Raw genomic sequence first — 15,936 nt, 5'->3', positions numbered from 1 at the left:
CCGCCTCACTCTCCCCGCGGAAAACGCTGGTTTTCTTCCAGCACGTTGAGGTCCATGTGGTTGCGCATGTAGCGTTCCGAAGCCTTTTGCAGGGGTTGGTAGTCCCACGGGTAATAAGCGCCGTTGCGCAGCGCCTTATAGACCACCCAGCGCCGCGCCTGGCTCTCGCGAACAGCAGCGTCGAACACCGGCAACTGCCACCGCCGGCCAATTTCGGCGGAAAGCGATGAGAGCGCGTCGCTGAAAACGGGATCGCCGGCAAGGTTGGTACGCTCTTCGGGATCGGCGTCCAGATCGTAAAGCAGCGGCGGATCGACCTCACAGACGGACAATTTGTATCGGCCGTCCCGGATGGCGACGAGCGGCGAGATCGAGCCTTCGGCCGCATATTCCATCGGCACCGGGCCGCGCCCGCCGGTGCCAGCAGCCAACGGCGCCAGATCCTCACCGTCGGTCCAGCGTTTGAGCGAGGTGATATCAAGCCCTGCCAGACCGCACAATGTCGGCGTGACATCCAGTGTCGAGACCGGCGTGTCGATCAAAGCCGGCTGCCAACCGGGTGCGGCGATCATCAGCGGGACGCGGGCTGAGCCCTCGAAAAAGCACATCTTGAACCAGAGGCCGCGCTCACCCAACATATCGCCATGATCTGACAGGAAGAGGACGATGGTGTCCTCCTCCATCCGCGTCGCCTTCAGGACCCCAAGGATTTCGCCGATCTTCTCGTCGATATAGGAGACGTTGGCGAAGTAACCGCGGCGTGCCCGGCGTATCTGCTCCGGCGAAATGTCGAAGGCCTTGTGGTCACAGGCTTCCAGCAGCCGTTTCGAATGCGGATCCTGCTGATCGAAAGCTATCGCCTTCGACTGAGGATCAAGGGCCGGGCAGTCCTCGTAGAGATCCCAGAATTTCCGCCGCGCAACATAGGGATCGTGCGGATGGGTGAAGCTGACCGTCAGACACCACGGTCGTTCATCAAGTCTACGAGACAGGTCGTAAAGCTTGCGTGTGGCGTGATAGGCCACCTCGTCGTCATATTCCATCTGGTTGGTGATTTCGGCAACGCCTGCACCGGTGACCGAACCGAGATTGTGGTACCACCAGTCGATCCGCTCGCCTGGCTTGGTATAGTCGGGCGTCCAGCCAAAATCCGCGGGATAGATATCGGTCGTCAGACGCTCTTCGAAGCCGTGCAGCTGATCAGGCCCGACGAAGTGCATCTTTCCGGAAAGTCCGGTGTAATAACCCGCCGCGCGCAGATGGTGCGCATAGGTCGGGATGTCGGAGGCAAACTCTGCGGCATTGTCGTAAACGCGGGTACGACTTGGCAATTGCCCGGACATGAACGACGCGCGAGCCGGTGCACAAAGCGGGCTAGCCGTATAGGTATTGGCGAAGCGGACAGAGCGCTCCGCCAAGGCTTTGAGATGCGGCGCATGGAGGAAATCGGCCGGTCCATCGGGAAACAACGTCCCGTTGAACTGGTCGGCCATCAGGATCAGAATATTGGGACGCGGCATTTCCACTTTCCGGCTCAGAGACCAAGCTTGCCCTTAACGGCATCCGCACCCGGTTTGCCATCCAGCGTATTTACGCCCTGCAACCAGCCATCCAACGCTTTGGGATTGGCCTTCAACCAGGCCGCTGCCGCAGCTTTGGAATCTTCGCCGCCGAGAATCGAACCCATCAGCGTATTTTCCATGCCAATATCGAACTTCAGGTTTTTGAAGAGCCCCGCGGCATTGGGGCATTTTTCCGGCCAGCCGGTGCGGGCAAGCGTATAAACCTCTGCACCGCCGAAATTCGGGCCGAAATAGGCGTCACCGCCGGAGAGATAGGCAATATCGATCTTCTCGTTCATCGGATGCGGTGCCCAGGCAAGGAAGACCACAGCCTTCTTGTCCCTGCCGGCCCGTTCCACCTGCGCCAGCATGGCCTGCTCACCAGATTCGACGAGCTCCCAGCCTTTCAGGCCGAAATCATTGGCGTCGATGATCTTCTGGATATTCTGGTTGGCCGGTGCGCCGGGCTCGATGCCGTAGATCTTGCTTTCGAATTCATCGGCATGTTTGGCGAGGTCGGCAAAATCCTTGACGCCTTTTTCCGCCATATAGGCCGGCACGGCGAGCGTGAACTTCGCCCCCTCCAGATTTTTCGTGATAACCTGCGCCGCCTTGGCCGCGTTCAGGTCGTCCACGAAGGATTTTTGCGCCGGCATCCAGTTCCCTAGGAAAACATCAATTTCGCCGTTCTTCATCGCCTGATAGCCGATGGGCACGGAGAGCGTCTTGACGTCGGCTTCATAACCCAGTGCATCGAGCAGTACCGAGGCGACGCCATTGGTTGCGGTAATATCTGTCCAGCCGGGATCGCTGAGACGGATGGTCTTGCAGGCGGCATCGTCGGCAGCCTGAAGCGGGGTTGAGAAGGCTGCCACTGACAGAAACAGACCGGCGGCAATGCGATGCAGATGAGACACTGTTTTCATTGCGGATCCCCTTTATTAGTCCAGTTTATTGAACACCACGTTGCTTTCACCTGTGAAGCGGGTAATTTTCGATGCCTGATATAAAGGAATTTGATGGCAGAGCGACCTCTCGATCTTGGCTGGATGCGCATTTTCACCGAGGTGGCCCGCTGTGGCAGCCTGACGGCCGCGGCAGCATCGATGAGACTGACCCAACCGGCTGTGAGCTATCAGATCCGCAGGCTTGAGGATGAGCTTGGTGTCACTCTTATCCGCCGACGACACCGCGGCATCGAACTGACGGCCGAGGGGCAGCGGCTGTTCGAGGTCGTTTCGCGCAATGTCGATGCCGTCGACCTGGTGGCGCAACAACTTCGCCGCACAAATGAGCGGCAGACCATTCGTCTGCATACCGACTATGCCTTCTCGTCGTTGTGGCTTATCCCGCGGATGCATGGGTTTCGTGCGCTCAACCCCGATATCAATATCCAGATCGTCGCCACGCAGGATCCGCTGGGTCAAGGCAAGCACGATAGCGACGTGATGATCATCTTCGGTACGCGGCAGGAGGCTGGCGAGGGTTCAATCTTGCTGCTTTCGGAAAAAGTTACGCCGGTCTGCTCCCCGGCTCTTCTGTCAGACACACCTGCGCCCGCAACCATCGCGGATTTTTTACAGCGCAAACTCATTCATCTTGAAAACACGTCTCAGGCGCATTGGTTCGACTGGCCCAGCTATTTCAAGCATTTCGGCGCGCACAGGGGAGCAGAGAGCGACGGCAGCGATATCACCTTCAACAATTACACCATGGTGGTGCAGGCAACCATAGGCGAACAGGGTTTCGCGCTCGGCTGGGCCGGGCTCGTCGATCCCCTGCTTGAAGCAGGCGTGCTGGTAATGGCTGGCCCGAGTCTTGAGGCGCCGGGTCGCGGTTACTGGCTCGTTCGGCCGAAAAGCAGCGACAATGCGGTTAAAAAGCTTACGGCATGGCTGATCGACGAGCGGCGGTGACGCCGCTCGCCCCGCACATTTTCCGCTTCAGATGGGATAATGCAAGGGTCCGTCCTGAAGCGTTACCCACCTTAGTTCAGTAAATTCAGCTATACCGGCCGTACCGCCAAAGCGCCCGTAACCCGAGGCCTTGACGCCGCCGAACGGCATTTGCGCCTCATCATGCACGGTCGGCCCGTTGACATGGCAAATACCACTCTCGATCCGCGCGGCAACGGAAAGCGCCCTTGCCTGATCCCTTCCGAAAACCGCCGCCGACAGCCCAAATTCACTCTCGTTGGCGATGCTGATGGCTTCATCGATCGTGCCTGCGCGGATAATCGACACGACTGGACCAAAACTCTCTTCGGAATAAAGGCGCATGGCCGGGGTGACGCCATCGACGGCAATCGCGTCAAGCATGGTGCCTTCACCACCGCCCCCTGCGATCCGTCGCGCGCCTTTGGAGACCGCATCATCCACAAGCGAACGGATGCGCAAAGCTGCTTCACCCGTCACAAGTGAGCCCAGCGGCGTTCTGCCCTCACGCGGATCACCTGCGATAAGACCGCCCGCCTTTTTCGCAAAAGCATCGACAAACTCGTCAGCAATACTATCCAGCACGATAATGCGCTCGGTCGACATGCAGATCTGCCCTTGATTCATGTATGCCCCAAATGCCGCAGCCGCGACCGCCGCATCGATATCCGCATCGTCTAGCACGATGAGCGGCGCCTTCCCCCCAAGTTCAAGCAACGCTGGTTTGAGATGTCGACCTGCCGTTTCCGCGATGACGCGTCCGACGCGCGTGGAGCCAGTAAAGTTGACACGCCTTACTGCCGGATGGGCAATAAGCGCTTCAACGATTTTCGCTGCGTCTTCCGGCGCATTCGAAACGGCATTGAGCACGCCCTTCGGCAGGCCTGCGGACGCAACCGCGTCAATAATCAGAGCATGAGTGCGCGGGCAAAGTTCCGAAGTCTTCATGACAACGGTGTTGCCGCAGGCAAGAGGCGTGGCGATGGAACGCACACCAAGGATGACAGGCGCATTCCAGGGCGCCATGGAGATGACAACGCCGGCGGGTTGGCGCAACGCCATCGCCATGGTGCCCGGACGATTGGACGGAATAACCTCTCCCTTGATCTGAGTGGTGAGACTTGCCGCCTCCACCAGCATGTCACTGGCGAGCATCACATTGAACCCGGCCCAGGCCTCGGTCGCGCCGATCTCCTCCTTCATTGCTTCGATGATAGCGGGGCCCGCCGCGCGCAGCGCGTCTGCCGCAGCTAGAAGATGGCGCCGACGTTCACCGGGCGTTGTCGCGGACCACATAGGAAAGGCGGCTGCGGCTGCATCGGCCGCTTTCGTTGCATCCACGACAGACGCTGCGGCGGCGCTCGTCACGGCTTTACCGGTAACTGGATTGTTACGCTCGAAGCGCTTGTCACTTGCGGCAGCGCAATGATCGCCACCGATAAAAAGATTGACGGTCTGCATATGTCTCCTCCTGCCGGGCCCACCTTCTCCTCAAGGTGTTTATGCCCGCAATACGCAAAGTTTAGCGAGGACATCGCCACAGGAAATGCACTAGTGTGGCTCGTTTTTGTACTTTTGAGAAAAAGATGGCGTCTCCAAATCACAAGTCCGTGGGCGGCCAGCCCACCCTCGCCCGAATATTGAGTTCACCGCTACGGGTAAATGAGGTGAAACTCACGCCGGGGAATGCGCATCTGATCCTGCTCGCATCCGGAAACGCATGCATCACCGGCAACGACGAAGACCTTAACCTGCCGGCACCGGGCTTGGCGTGGTTGCCGGCAGGGCACACCGGTCGCCTTCGGCTGGAAGCGGGAAGCCGGGCGTCACTGCTGTCCATCAACGACATCTGCCTTATGCATGCGGTGGCGAAAGGGACCAGCGCGCTTTCCCCGCGAAACGGTCTCGATCGCGTTTTGACAGAAACGCTTTCGCAGGAACACCATGCGGAGCTCGCAGGTTATCTAAAAACCATTGCGTCCGAAAATCTTCGTCCAACCGCCGCGACACAGACGATCATTATCAATCTTCTTTGCGTAGCTTTAATCCGTATTTGCCAGTGTGCCACATCCGCAATGACAGCGGCTTCCATGCCGTCGAGCATCGCAGAGCGTTTCGTTCTGCTGGTTGCTCAACACAAACGTGACCATTGGAACGTTGAGACTTATGCAAACCACCTTGGCATCAGTCGTGAGCGACTGGGCTCGATCATTAAAGCCGCAACTGGATTGTCGCCGAAGGCTTACATCCACCGCGAATTATTTTCAGAAGCGCGCGAGCTTCTTCTGAACTCTTCCTTTCAAGTATCTGAAATCGCATATCGTTTAGGATTTCGAGATTCGGGTTACTTCAACCGATTTTTCACTCGGATTGAGGGGATATCGCCCGGGCGGTTGAGGCGGGCGGCGTTTCGGTTTCCTGCTGAAGCTGCGCATTCTTTTGCAGCATGGCCTTGACTGCGATCAGCTATCGGCAATGCCATCTGCCTTCGTCAACACGCGATACCTTCCGATTGGCAGCATTATAGGTTTGCCGGAGGTGGGATCCTTGATCACCCGGCTTTCAATACCAAAAACCTCGCGGATATTTTCCTCTGTCAGCACCTCTTCAGACGAGCCATTGACATGCAGCTTTCCGGCGCGCATCGCGACGAGATGATCCGCATAACGCGCCGCAAGGTTGAGGTCATGCAGCACCATGACGATGGTGGTCTGGCGGACCTGATTGAGATCCGTCAAAAGGTCCAGTACCTCAACCTGATGGCTGATATCGAGGAAGGTTGTCGGTTCATCCAAGAGCAATATGTCTGTTTGCTGGGCTAGCGCCATTGCGATCCAGACCCGCTGGCGCTGGCCGCCGGAGAGTTCATCGACAGGGCATTCGGCCAGTTCCACCGTGTCCGTGGCGGCAAGCGCCGCAGCTACCGCCTCATCATCCTGCCTTGACCAGCGGGCGAAGAGGCCATGATGAGGGTGTCGGCCTCGGCTGACGAGATCGGCAACAACGATGCCGTCCGGTGCGATCGGGGATTGCGGCAAAAGGCCCATACGTCTTGCCAAGTCGCGCGCGGGTAGACGATGGATCGACTTCCCATCAAGCAGGACCTGACCAGCGTGCGGCGTGATCAGCCGCGACATGCTGCGCAGGAGGGTGGACTTGCCGCACGCATTGGCCCCGACGATGACGGTGATCTTGCCGCGCGGGACGGTAAGATCCAACCCATCGATAATGAGGTTTTCGCCGTAGCCGGCAGACAGGCCGCTGACAGAGAGGGAGTGGCCGGTCATAACGAGGCTCCGCTGCGGTTCACCCGCACGATTAGGTAAATCAGATAAGGCGCGCCTAGCGCACCGGTCACGACGCCGACCGGGTAGCGGCCCGTCAACAGGAACTGGCCGCAATAGTCACCCACCAGCACCAGCACCGCCCCAATCAGCGCGGCAGGAATGAGCAGTGAGCCATTGTTGCCAATGATACGCGCCGCAATTGGCCCAGCAAGGAAAGCCACAAAGGCTATTGGCCCGCAGACGGCTGTCGCAAAAGCAATCATGCCGACGGCGGCAATGATGACAAGAACTCGGGTTAGTCCGACCGAAACACCGAGCGCCGCAGCCGCATCGTCTCCCAGTCTCAAGGCTTCGAGATCGCGCGCGCGGCTGACAAGCAGGCCGCCGAAAAGGAGGAGCGCGATTGACAGGGGCAGAAGTTGAGCCATCTTCGCACCGTTGACGCTGCCGGTCAGCCAGCGCATCGCCTCCTGGAGCGACCAGGCCGGGGCAACTGAGAGAACATAGGCAATAAAGCTCTCCAGCATGGCTGACACGCCGATGCCAACAAGGATCAATCGAGTACCGGCCGCACCGTTGCGCAGGGCAAGAAGATAAACAACGAGCGCAACGCCGAGACCGGCGATGACAGCGAAGACAGAGACTAGCGGCCCGCTCATCTTGAGGACAACGATGGCAAAGACGGCCGCGGCACTTGCGCCTGAGCTGATGCCAATAATATCCGGACTGGCGAGCGGATTGCGCAGCATGATCTGGAACGCGACGCCCCCGAGTCCGAAGCTCATGCCCGCCAGAAGCGAAAGCAACGCGCGGGGAAGGCGCAGCTGCCCGACGGTGAAGGTAACACCGGGAATTTCCTCCCCTATGAGAACGCGAATGACATCAGTGGGAGATGTGAAGGATTGCCCGACCATCAGCGTGACGGCCGAAGCGGCGATCAGGATCATCGACAGAATGGTGATGACAATGCGACGCCGGCTGTCGCGGGCTCGGCGATTAAGAACGAGGTTTTCGATGATGGGAGCGTGCATGGTCACAGTTCGCGCACCCTCTGGCGTCTGACGATCCAGATGAAGAAGGGCGCGCCGACGAGGGCAGTGACAATCCCGACATCAAGTTCGGAAGGCCGCGCAACCATGCGTCCGACAATATCGGCAGAGATGAGCAGACATGCCCCTCCCAGCGCCGAAAATGGTAGCAACCAGCGGTTATCCACGCCGACCAGCAAGCGGGAAAGATGGGGTACCACTAGCCCGACAAAACCGATTGGTCCGCAAACCGCGGTGGCCGCGCCGCAGAGTAGAATAGCGCCCAACGAGGCGACGGCTCGGGCCAACACGACATTCTCGCCGAGCCCGGCGGCAAGCTCATCTCCCAGCGCGAGAGAGTTCAGCTTGCGCGCCGAAAGCAGGCTGATGATGGAACCGGCGGCCAGAAAGGGCAGCACGGTCTCGATGCGCTCGAAGGTCGCCCCGCCAACACCGCCGATCTGCCAGGATCGGACGCCGCCGGCAATATCGCTGCGCGGCAGGACGACGGCGATAACCAGCGACGAAAAGGCGACGGACGTGGCCGCGCCCGCGAGAGCGAGTTTTAATGGTGTCGCGCCGCCTCGCCCCAAAGAGCCGACGACATAAACGAAAACCGCGGACGCCCCCGCACCGGCAACCGCAGTGATTATGAAGGCCTGCGCCGAGGCAATGTCTAACCAGACGATCCCGATGACGACGGCGAGCGATGCTCCCATGTTCACGCCGAGAATGCCCGGATCGGCAAGCGGATTGCGGGTAACGCCCTGCATGATGGCACCGGACAGCCCAAGTGCTGCCCCACACGTGAGGGCGAGCAGTGTGCGTGGTATTCGTACCGCGACCGCCGCCTCTGCAATAGTGTCCTTGCGACCGCTGAGCCCGCCAAGAATATCCAAGAAAGAAACGTCCCGCGTTCCGATGGCAACGGACAGCGCGCAAAGAAAGGCAAGAAAGGCCAGCGTGGCGCCAAGCCATATCGCGCGAACGCGGCTTGAGCGACTGCCGCGTGGCAGAGCCGTCGCTTTGCCTGGTTCCGATAGGGTCACTGCGATTTTCCCGAGGATTTGCTTGCGGCCTTCGCAAGCAGGTCAGCATAGTCCTTCAAAACCCATGAAATCGAAAGCGGTGTGGGGTTCGAAGCCGTGCCAAGCGGATCGCGGCCAAGCATCACGACGGCATTATTGGAGACAGCAGGCATGCGGGCGAGAAGCGGATCAGCGCGCATGGCATTGAGAAGTGGCTCACTGCCATAGGTAACGAGGATGTCGACATCGTCGAACGCATCGACACTTTCCGCGCTGATGCCGGCTGCAAATTGCCCTGGCTTCGTTGCCTCCGCGACGCTTTTTGGAGAGCCAAGACCAAGATCGGAAAAGAACTTCACCCTGGTGTCGTTCGCCGTATAGAAATTGACGACGCTGAGATTTGTGGCGTCGAGATGAGTGACAAACATCGCCGTCTTGCCCTTCAGCTGCGGGTGGCCAGCAACGACCTGCTCTATCTCGCCCTGAATGCGTTTGATGAGTGCCTCACCCTCCACCGACATGCCAAGGCCGGCGCTGTTCAGCCGGATCGTCTCGCGCCAGTCGGTCGCCCAAGGGGAAACCGGATAAGCAACAACAGGCGCAATCTGGCTCAGCGTATCGTAATCGGACTGGCTGAGGCCGGAATAGGCAGCAAGGATCACATCGGGCTGCGTTGCCGCGACGGCCTCGAAATCGATGCCATCCCCCTCGTCGAACAGAACCGGTGTTCCCGCATTGAGCTCGGCAAGCCGCTTTGTCACCCATGGCAGCAGCCCGTCGCCATCATCATCGCCAAAATTGGCTGCCGCAAAACCGACGGGCACGATGCCAAGCGCCAACGGCACCTCATGGTTCGCCCAGGCGACAGTAGCGATCCGCTGCGGCTTCTTCGCGATCGTTGTCGATCCAAAAGCGTGTTTGATGACCACCGGATAGCTTGTCGCCTCCACCGCCGAGGCCGTGTGAGTTGCGATCACCGACACTAAAAGCACAAGTGCTGGCACGAGGCCGCGGAACGGGTGGGGCATGACGAAGCTTTCACAGATTTAAAAGTAGACTTGAGTTCTCAGCTTCAAATGCTCCCGTCAAGCCCGGGCACGAAATACCGGTGTAGGGGTGGTGAAATTTCCGGGGTTTTTTACAAAACAATAAAAAAATACAATACCGGACTAACATTCTCAAGTTATTGGGCGCGTCGAGAGTGGCCGTGGAAAGCGGCGATCGGGGCATCAAGGTCTGGGGCATACCAATGAATATCAAAACCGTAGGCAGGTATCGCAAAACCGCGCGTCGTCCTTATCGGGACGCGGCGCTGCTAGCCTGCACGGCGCTTGCCGCCACCCTGCCCGGCTCCCTGTCGGCGCAAGATGCGGCCAATACCGACAGTACCACAGTTCTGGAGCGCATCACCATCGACAGCGGCGATAATGACCAAAAGTCAATCGTTGCTACCCGCACGACGAGCGGTAGCAAAATGGCGACGGATATTCTCGACACACCGGCTGCCGTCTCCGTTATCACTGCCAAGGAAATGCAGCAGCGCGGCGTTCAGAGCGTGGAAGAGGCGTTGCAATACACGGCCGGTGTGACTACCGATTTTTATGGCTCAGACGACCGTTTCGACTACTTCAAAATTCGCGGTTTCGATGCCTATACCTATCGCGATGGCCTCACACTCGGCCGGCCTTTCGGTGCGTTGCGCGAAGAGACCTATGCCTATGAGCGTGTGGAAGTGCTGAAGGGCGGAAATTCCACCACGTTCGGCGTGTCGGACCCCGGTGGCTCGGTCAATTATTCCACCAAGGTCCCGAAACGAAGCCGTTTCGGCGAAGCTTATATCACCGGCGGGTCTTATAGCCGCGCCGAGACAGGCTTCGATTTCGGCGACAACATCACCAGCGACGACACTCTGTCCTATCGTCTGACGGGCAAGCTCAGAAATGCCGATGCAGAATATGACTATTCGCGCGACGACGAAAAGTTCTTCATGGGTGGTTTGACATGGCGCCCGACCGACGCCACGAGCTTGACCGTCGTTTATGACCATCTCAACAAGGATGGCGTTCCCGGCGGCGGCGGCCATCCGGTAGGCTCACATTTCGATCGAAGCCGCTTTTTCGGCGAGCCGGACTACAATTATCGCGGCACGAATCGCAATTCGCTAAGCGTGATGTTCGACCACGATTTTGGCTCTGGTCTAACCTTCAGTTCCAATGCGCGTTACAGCAAGGCGAATACCGATTTCGGATACGCCTATATCTCTTCGACGCCAACCAACGGTTCGACTATCGCCAATCGTTCCTATTTCGGCAACGATACCGAGACCGAGAACTTCCTGATCGATACGCGCCTGCAATATGACACGCGGTTTGAAAATGTTGAAAGCCGCAGCCTCGTCGGTGTTTTTTATAATGACTACGAATCCGGAAGCAAAAGCTACTTTGGGGCCGCGCCGGGCATCGATTGGATGAACCCGGTTTACACTGGCGCGCCCTCTTCCGTTCCGCTCTATGCCAGCTCGCTTACTAACCAGAAGACAAAGGCGGTTTACCTGCAGCAGGACCTGACCTTTTTCGACAGGCTCATCGTCAGCGCCGGCCTGCGCAACGACTGGATCGATACGGACCAGACCAACCGCCTGAATAGCACGACAGCGAGCGGCGACATCAGCGAATTGACGAAGCGCATCGGGGTTTCCTACAAGATCACCAGCGAAATCGCACCCTATCTCAGCTATGCCGAGTCGGTGGTGCCGGCCTCCGGGCTAACGGTCGAACCCGAACGCGGCGAGCAAATCGAGCTTGGGATCAAATATAGGCCGGAAGCGTACCCAGCCCTGTTTACCGCCTGTATCTATGACTTGAAGAAGAACAATATCACAGTCACGAGCCCGATCACCAACCTGCCAACCACTATAGGCGAAGTGCGTGTGCGCGGTCTCGATCTCGAAGCAAAGGCGGAGGTGACGGACAATCTCAGCCTGACCGCGGCTTACTCCTATCTCAACGCCGAGATCACCGAAAACGGCACCGGCGGCAACGTCGGCAACCGCCCGCAATTTGTTCCCGAGCATCAGGCCTCGCTGTGGGTCAATTACACGCTCCAGGGTAATGATCACTTCGGAGACACGACCTTCGGTCTTGGTGGCCGCTACACCGGCGCCTATTATTTCGACAATGCCAACAAGGTCGAAACGGCAAGCAGCTTTACCGTTGACGCCGCGCTAAGCTACAAGATCCAGGAAACGGCCTCGTTGGACGTCAATGTCTCCAACATCTTCAATGAAAAACACGTTTCCTATGGCGGGTTTGGCGCTGACTTCTATAACCCGGGACGGGCGTTTTCCGTCACCTTACGAAAGACGTGGTGAGCCGACACGTTCCAAGACATCCTGTGCAGTTTCGGAACAATCAACTTATCCCTGGCCTATTCCCGAGTATGACCGAAAGTGGGATTTCAAACGAGATCGCGAGTAGACGCGATATCAATCCCACTCTCTAAAGCAACAGGTGCAACCGCCGCCACGCGGCGGGCGTGTTGCCCACTGATTGGCGGAAGGCTTTCGTCAGATGTGCCTGATCAGAAAAGCCGAGCTGAGCGGCGATATCGGCGACGGTTAAATCACTCTCCAGCAGAAGTTTCTGGGCGACGTTGATGCGCTGTTGCAATTGCCACTGCAGAGGTGTCTTGCCCGTGGTCTGGCGAAATACGGTCGCGAACCAGCTTTCCGACAGCCCGACAATATCCGCCATTTCGGCGACGGTCACACGGTCGCCGCGCTTTTCTAACTTTGCAAAGAGCTTGTTCAGTTGCGCCTGCGTTAGCCTGCCGTTCACCTGATCCCCCGGAAGGCCAGGAATATCCAACAGACCGGCAACAATGCTGCCGACCAGACTTTCGGCGTAGACCGCATGCTTCGAGGGTTCCGCCAGTTCATCGACGAGCACGCTGGCAAGGGTTTCCACAGACCCAATATCCTGAATCTCGACCGGGCGGCGTAGTGCTGCCATAGCCGCTGAACTACCAATGGAGGGCGCCAGGAAACGCAGCAAACGGTCTTTATGGATATGCAGGTTGAGATGCGAGAAGCGATGGGTGGCGCTGCTGCTCGTCCACATCGGCACTCCAGCAGGGACATAGACAGCCCGTGTCATCGGCCGTGCGTGATCGGTAGATTCGCCGTTGCTGTTGGACATGGTGATGCGGGAGGAGACATCATTGAAAAAAATCATGATGCGTGGGTCGGCTGCGAGATAATAACCCTTCGCCCCATCCTGGCTTTCGGCCTCCCAGAAAGCTCCGACCAGCCCGTCCAACTGCCGCCATTTCACCGGTGCAGTAACACTGATCCCTTCGGTGTGCCAGGTCATGGAATGCCAGAAACTCAATGCGCGTACCGTTCGATTTCGATTATAATCAGCTGGAGTTAAATGAGGGGCACCAAGCGCCCGTGTTTCCACTCCGTCCAATAACATGAGTTAGTTATTCATGTTAATAGCGAAGTTTTTTGTCATGCAAAACATTTGCTGGGCCGCGAGTTCGGAACCTCTGTTGATCGCGACCGTTGAACTCACGAGACGATTTAACAAGGGAGATCATCATGGATAGCAAGAAAGAACCGGGCGACTTCGCCGACAAGAAGCGCGAGGAGCATGGCCGTGGCGTTATCGTTGCGGGACCGGATGCCCACGAAAATGAAAAAAGCGGCAAGACGCCTGCTGGACGTACGGAAAAGTCCTCTCCAGAGCGCGACGTTCCCTCCTCCGATCGCCGATAAACGCGCCGATCCGACAACCTCCGCCGGACGATAAAGCCAATCGCCTGCCGCCGTTGTCTAGTAAGCAAATCAGCTCCATAAAAAGACCTCCCCGATCGCTCGGGGAGGTCTTTGCTTTGGCAGGTTTGATGTCGACTTAGAGCAGGTCGAAACGGTCGGCGTTCATTACTTTCGTCCAAGCAGCAACGAAGTCGTGGACGAATTTCTCCCGGTTGTCGTCCTGTGCATAGACTTCCGCGTAAGCGCGCAGGATCGAGTTGGAGCCGATGACGAGGTCGACACGGGTTGCCGTGTATCTCGTGGCGCCCGTCTTGCGATCACGGATCTCATAGAGATTGCTGCCGGTCGGGACCCAGGAAAAGGCCATATCCGTGAGGGTCGTGAAGAAGTCGGTCGTCAAAGCGCCCCGCTGTTCAGTAAAGACACCGTGCGCCGCCCCGCCATAGTTGGCGCCAATGACGCGAAGACCGCCAATCAGCACCGTCAGTTCCGGTGCGGTAAGACCGAGAAGCTGGGCCCGGTCAAGCAGAAGCTCCTCAGGGCTGACCACATAGTCCTTCTTGATCCAGTTGCGGAATCCGTCAGCCAGGGGCTCAAGCGGCGCGAAGCTATCAGCATCCGTCTGCTCAGCGGTGGCATCGCCACGACCGGGCGCGAAAGGCACAGCGATATCGAAACCGGCAGCCTTGGCTGCCTGTTCAACGCCGTAATTGCCCGCAAGAACGATAACATCGGCGATGCTTGCACCGGCTTCATTGGCAATCTGTTCCAGAACCGACAGCACACGCTGAAGCCGCTCGGGCTCGTTGCCTTCCCAGTCCTTCTGCGGCGCAAGGCGGATGCGCGCGCCATTAGCACCGCCGCGCTTGTCCGACCCGCGGAACGTGCGAGCGCTATCCCATGCAGTCGAAACCAGATCGGCGACGGAAAGGCTGGAAGCGGCGATCTTCGCCTTGACGGCAGCGATATTGTAGCTCGTGGAACCTGCCGGTACCGGATCCTGCCAGATCAGGTCTTCAGCCGGCACATCCGGGCCGAAATAACGGGACTTCGGACCCATGTCGCGGTGGGTCAGCTTGAACCAGGCGCGGGCGAAAACCTCGGAGAAATGTTCCTGATCGTCCTTAAACTTCAGCGCAATCTCGCGGTAGATCGGGTCGACCTTCAAAGCCATGTCGGCATCGGTCATCATCGGGATAGTGCGGATCGAGGCGTCTTCGACATCGACGGGCTTGTCTTCTTCAGCGATGGTGATTGGCGCCCATTGCGATGCGCCAGCCGGGCTGTGCGTCAACGTCCACTCATGCTTGAACAACATGTCGAAAAAGCCGTTGTCCCACTTGGTCGGATGGCTCGTCCACGCGCCTTCGATCCCCGAGACAACGGTGTCACGGCCAACACCGCGCCCCTTGGTGTTCATCCAGCCAAGCCCCTGGAATTCAGGGCCTGCGGCTTCCGGATCGGGGCTGAGGTTTGCAGCGCTACCGTTACCATGAGACTTGCCAATGGTATGACCGCCAGCGGTAAGAGCGACGGTTTCCTCGTCGTTCATGCCCATGCGGGCAAAGGTCTCGCGCATTTGTGCTGCGGTCGCCATAGGATCGGACTTGCCGTTCACGCCTTCCGGGTTGACGTAGATGAGGCCCATCTGCACGGCGGCGAGCGGATTTTCAAGCGTCTCTGGCTTGGTCACGTCGCCGTAACGGCCATCACTCGGCGCCAGCCATTCTTTTTCGTCACCCCAGTAGGTGTCTTTTTCCGGAGCCCAGATATCTTCGCGGCCGAAGGCGAAACCGTAGGTCTTCAGACCTGCAACATCATAGGCAATAGTGCCGGCAAGAGCGATGAGGTCCGCCCAGGAAATCTTGTTGCCGTATTTCTTTTTGATCGGCCAGAGCAGGCGGCGCCCTTTGTCGGTGTTGACATTGTCAGGCCAGGAATTGAGCGGCGCAAAACGCTGGTTTCCGGTGTTGGCGCCACCGCGACCGTCTGTGACGCGATAGGAGCCGGCCGCATGCCAGGTCACGCGCGCCATCATGCCGACATAGCTACCCCAGTCGGCCGGCCACCAGTCCTGACTGTCTGTCATCAGGGCGCGCAGATCGGCTTTGAGTGCCTCGACGTCGAGCGTCTTTAAGGCTTCGCGGTAGTTGAAGGAGCTTCCAAGCGGGTTGGTCTTGGTGTCGTGCTGGTGCAGGATGTCGAGGTTCAGCGCATTCGGCCACCACTCGGTCACCGATTTACCGGAAGCCGTATTGCCTCCATGCATGACGGGACATTTACCAGCCGGTTTAGAAGTTGCGTCCATTTCGCCCTCCGA

Annotated in this window: 13 protein-coding genes; 4 read left to right on the top strand and 9 right to left on the bottom strand. The window is 58.4% G+C overall.

Annotated features, from left to right (window positions below; all coding sequences use genetic code 11):
• Positions 1–5: 5 nt before the first annotated feature.
• Positions 6–1,520 (bottom strand): choline-sulfatase, encoded by a 1,515-nt coding sequence (gene betC / locus FS804_RS23395; protein WP_144579189.1) that lies wholly within the window; start codon positions 1,518–1,520, stop codon positions 6–8.
• A 14-nt stretch (positions 1,521–1,534) separates the two neighbouring features.
• A complete protein-coding gene (choX, locus tag FS804_RS23390) occupies positions 1,535–2,488 on the bottom strand; it encodes a choline ABC transporter substrate-binding protein (RefSeq protein ID WP_144579188.1) in 954 nt (317 codons plus the stop codon).
• Positions 2,489–2,581: 93 nt separating this feature from the next.
• Between choX and FS804_RS23385 the strand changes: the two genes are divergently transcribed.
• On the top strand, positions 2,582–3,478 hold the full coding sequence (locus FS804_RS23385; RefSeq protein ID WP_144579187.1) for a LysR family transcriptional regulator: 897 nt from the start codon (positions 2,582–2,584) through the stop codon (positions 3,476–3,478).
• 27 nt (positions 3,479–3,505) lie between these two features.
• Here the strand turns inward: FS804_RS23385 and FS804_RS23380 are convergent, their stop codons facing one another.
• The gene (locus tag FS804_RS23380) at positions 3,506–4,957 is read right to left on the bottom strand and encodes an aldehyde dehydrogenase (RefSeq protein ID WP_144579186.1); all 1,452 of its coding nucleotides are present in this window, start codon (positions 4,955–4,957) and stop codon (positions 3,506–3,508) included.
• A 95-nt stretch (positions 4,958–5,052) separates the two neighbouring features.
• Here FS804_RS23380 and FS804_RS23375 point away from each other — a divergent pair, with 95 nt between their 5' ends.
• Positions 5,053–5,952, top strand: coding sequence for a helix-turn-helix transcriptional regulator (locus FS804_RS23375; protein WP_246665945.1), 900 nt, complete (start codon positions 5,053–5,055; stop codon positions 5,950–5,952).
• Between the two features lie 6 nt (positions 5,953–5,958).
• Here FS804_RS23375 and FS804_RS23370 read toward each other — a convergent pair whose 3' ends face one another.
• From FS804_RS23370 to FS804_RS23355, 4 genes are read right to left on the bottom strand one after another with little or no spacing between them, the layout of a single operon-like run.
• On the bottom strand, positions 5,959–6,783 hold the full coding sequence (locus FS804_RS23370) for an ABC transporter ATP-binding protein (RefSeq protein WP_144579185.1): 825 nt from the start codon (positions 6,781–6,783) through the stop codon (positions 5,959–5,961).
• On the bottom strand, positions 6,780–7,814 hold the full coding sequence (locus FS804_RS23365; protein ID WP_144579184.1) for an iron chelate uptake ABC transporter family permease subunit: 1,035 nt from the start codon (positions 7,812–7,814) through the stop codon (positions 6,780–6,782). Before FS804_RS23365 ends, FS804_RS23370 begins: the two co-directional genes overlap by 4 nt.
• 2 nt (positions 7,815–7,816) lie before the next feature.
• Positions 7,817–8,860: an iron ABC transporter permease gene (locus tag FS804_RS23360; RefSeq protein ID WP_144579183.1), complete on the bottom strand. Its 1,044-nt coding sequence runs from the start codon at positions 8,858–8,860 to the stop codon at positions 7,817–7,819.
• Positions 8,857–9,867 carry an iron-siderophore ABC transporter substrate-binding protein gene (locus tag FS804_RS23355; RefSeq protein ID WP_144579182.1) on the bottom strand — a complete coding sequence of 337 codons (1,011 nt, stop codon included), beginning with the start codon at positions 9,865–9,867 and terminating at the stop codon, positions 8,857–8,859. Before FS804_RS23355 ends, FS804_RS23360 begins: the two co-directional genes overlap by 4 nt.
• 221 nt (positions 9,868–10,088) lie before the next feature.
• On the opposite strand from FS804_RS23355, the gene FS804_RS23350 reads away from it, so the two are divergent.
• Positions 10,089–12,209, top strand: a complete 2,121-nt coding sequence (locus FS804_RS23350; RefSeq protein ID WP_144579181.1) for a TonB-dependent siderophore receptor — start codon at positions 10,089–10,091, stop codon at positions 12,207–12,209.
• A gap of 127 nt (positions 12,210–12,336) precedes the next feature.
• Here FS804_RS23350 and FS804_RS23345 read toward each other — a convergent pair whose 3' ends face one another.
• Complete coding sequence (locus FS804_RS23345) at positions 12,337–13,227, bottom strand: AraC family transcriptional regulator (RefSeq protein WP_210244461.1); 891 nt, start codon at positions 13,225–13,227, stop codon at positions 12,337–12,339.
• Between the two features lie 212 nt (positions 13,228–13,439).
• Here FS804_RS23345 and FS804_RS23340 point away from each other — a divergent pair, with 212 nt between their 5' ends.
• On the top strand, positions 13,440–13,616 hold the full coding sequence (locus tag FS804_RS23340; protein ID WP_144579179.1) for a hypothetical protein: 177 nt from the start codon (positions 13,440–13,442) through the stop codon (positions 13,614–13,616).
• A gap of 136 nt (positions 13,617–13,752) precedes the next feature.
• Here FS804_RS23340 and katG read toward each other — a convergent pair whose 3' ends face one another.
• On the bottom strand, positions 13,753–15,924 hold the full coding sequence (katG, locus tag FS804_RS23335; RefSeq protein ID WP_144579178.1) for a catalase/peroxidase HPI: 2,172 nt from the start codon (positions 15,922–15,924) through the stop codon (positions 13,753–13,755).
• Positions 15,925–15,936: the final 12 nt, after the last annotated feature.

Origin of the sequence: Agrobacterium sp. DE0009 (assembly GCF_007680755.1) — a bacterium.
Classification (GTDB): Bacteria; Pseudomonadota; Alphaproteobacteria; order Rhizobiales; family Rhizobiaceae; genus Agrobacterium; species Agrobacterium tumefaciens_B.
The sequence above is the reverse complement of the archived record's forward strand: the minus strand, read 5'-3'. Positions and strand labels throughout refer to the sequence as shown.

Excerpts from the sequence above, each read along its gene's own strand:
- betC (WP_144579189.1), bottom strand. The coding sequence starts at position 1,520 with ATGCCGCGTCCCAATATTCTGATCCTGATGGCCGACCAGTTCAACGGG.
- choX (WP_144579188.1), bottom strand. The coding sequence starts at position 2,488 with ATGAAAACAGTGTCTCATCTGCATCGCATTGCCGCCGGTCTGTTTCTG.
- FS804_RS23385 (WP_144579187.1), top strand. The coding sequence starts at position 2,582 with ATGGCAGAGCGACCTCTCGATCTTGGCTGGATGCGCATTTTCACCGAG.
- FS804_RS23380 (WP_144579186.1), bottom strand. The coding sequence starts at position 4,957 with ATGCAGACCGTCAATCTTTTTATCGGTGGCGATCATTGCGCTGCCGCA.
- FS804_RS23370 (WP_144579185.1), bottom strand. The coding sequence starts at position 6,783 with ATGACCGGCCACTCCCTCTCTGTCAGCGGCCTGTCTGCCGGCTACGGC.
- FS804_RS23365 (WP_144579184.1), bottom strand. The coding sequence starts at position 7,814 with ATGCACGCTCCCATCATCGAAAACCTCGTTCTTAATCGCCGAGCCCGC.
- FS804_RS23355 (WP_144579182.1), bottom strand. The coding sequence starts at position 9,867 with ATGCCCCACCCGTTCCGCGGCCTCGTGCCAGCACTTGTGCTTTTAGTG.
- FS804_RS23350 (WP_144579181.1), top strand. The coding sequence starts at position 10,089 with ATGAATATCAAAACCGTAGGCAGGTATCGCAAAACCGCGCGTCGTCCT.
- FS804_RS23340 (WP_144579179.1), top strand. The coding sequence starts at position 13,440 with ATGGATAGCAAGAAAGAACCGGGCGACTTCGCCGACAAGAAGCGCGAG.
- katG (WP_144579178.1), bottom strand. The coding sequence starts at position 15,924 with ATGGACGCAACTTCTAAACCGGCTGGTAAATGTCCCGTCATGCATGGA.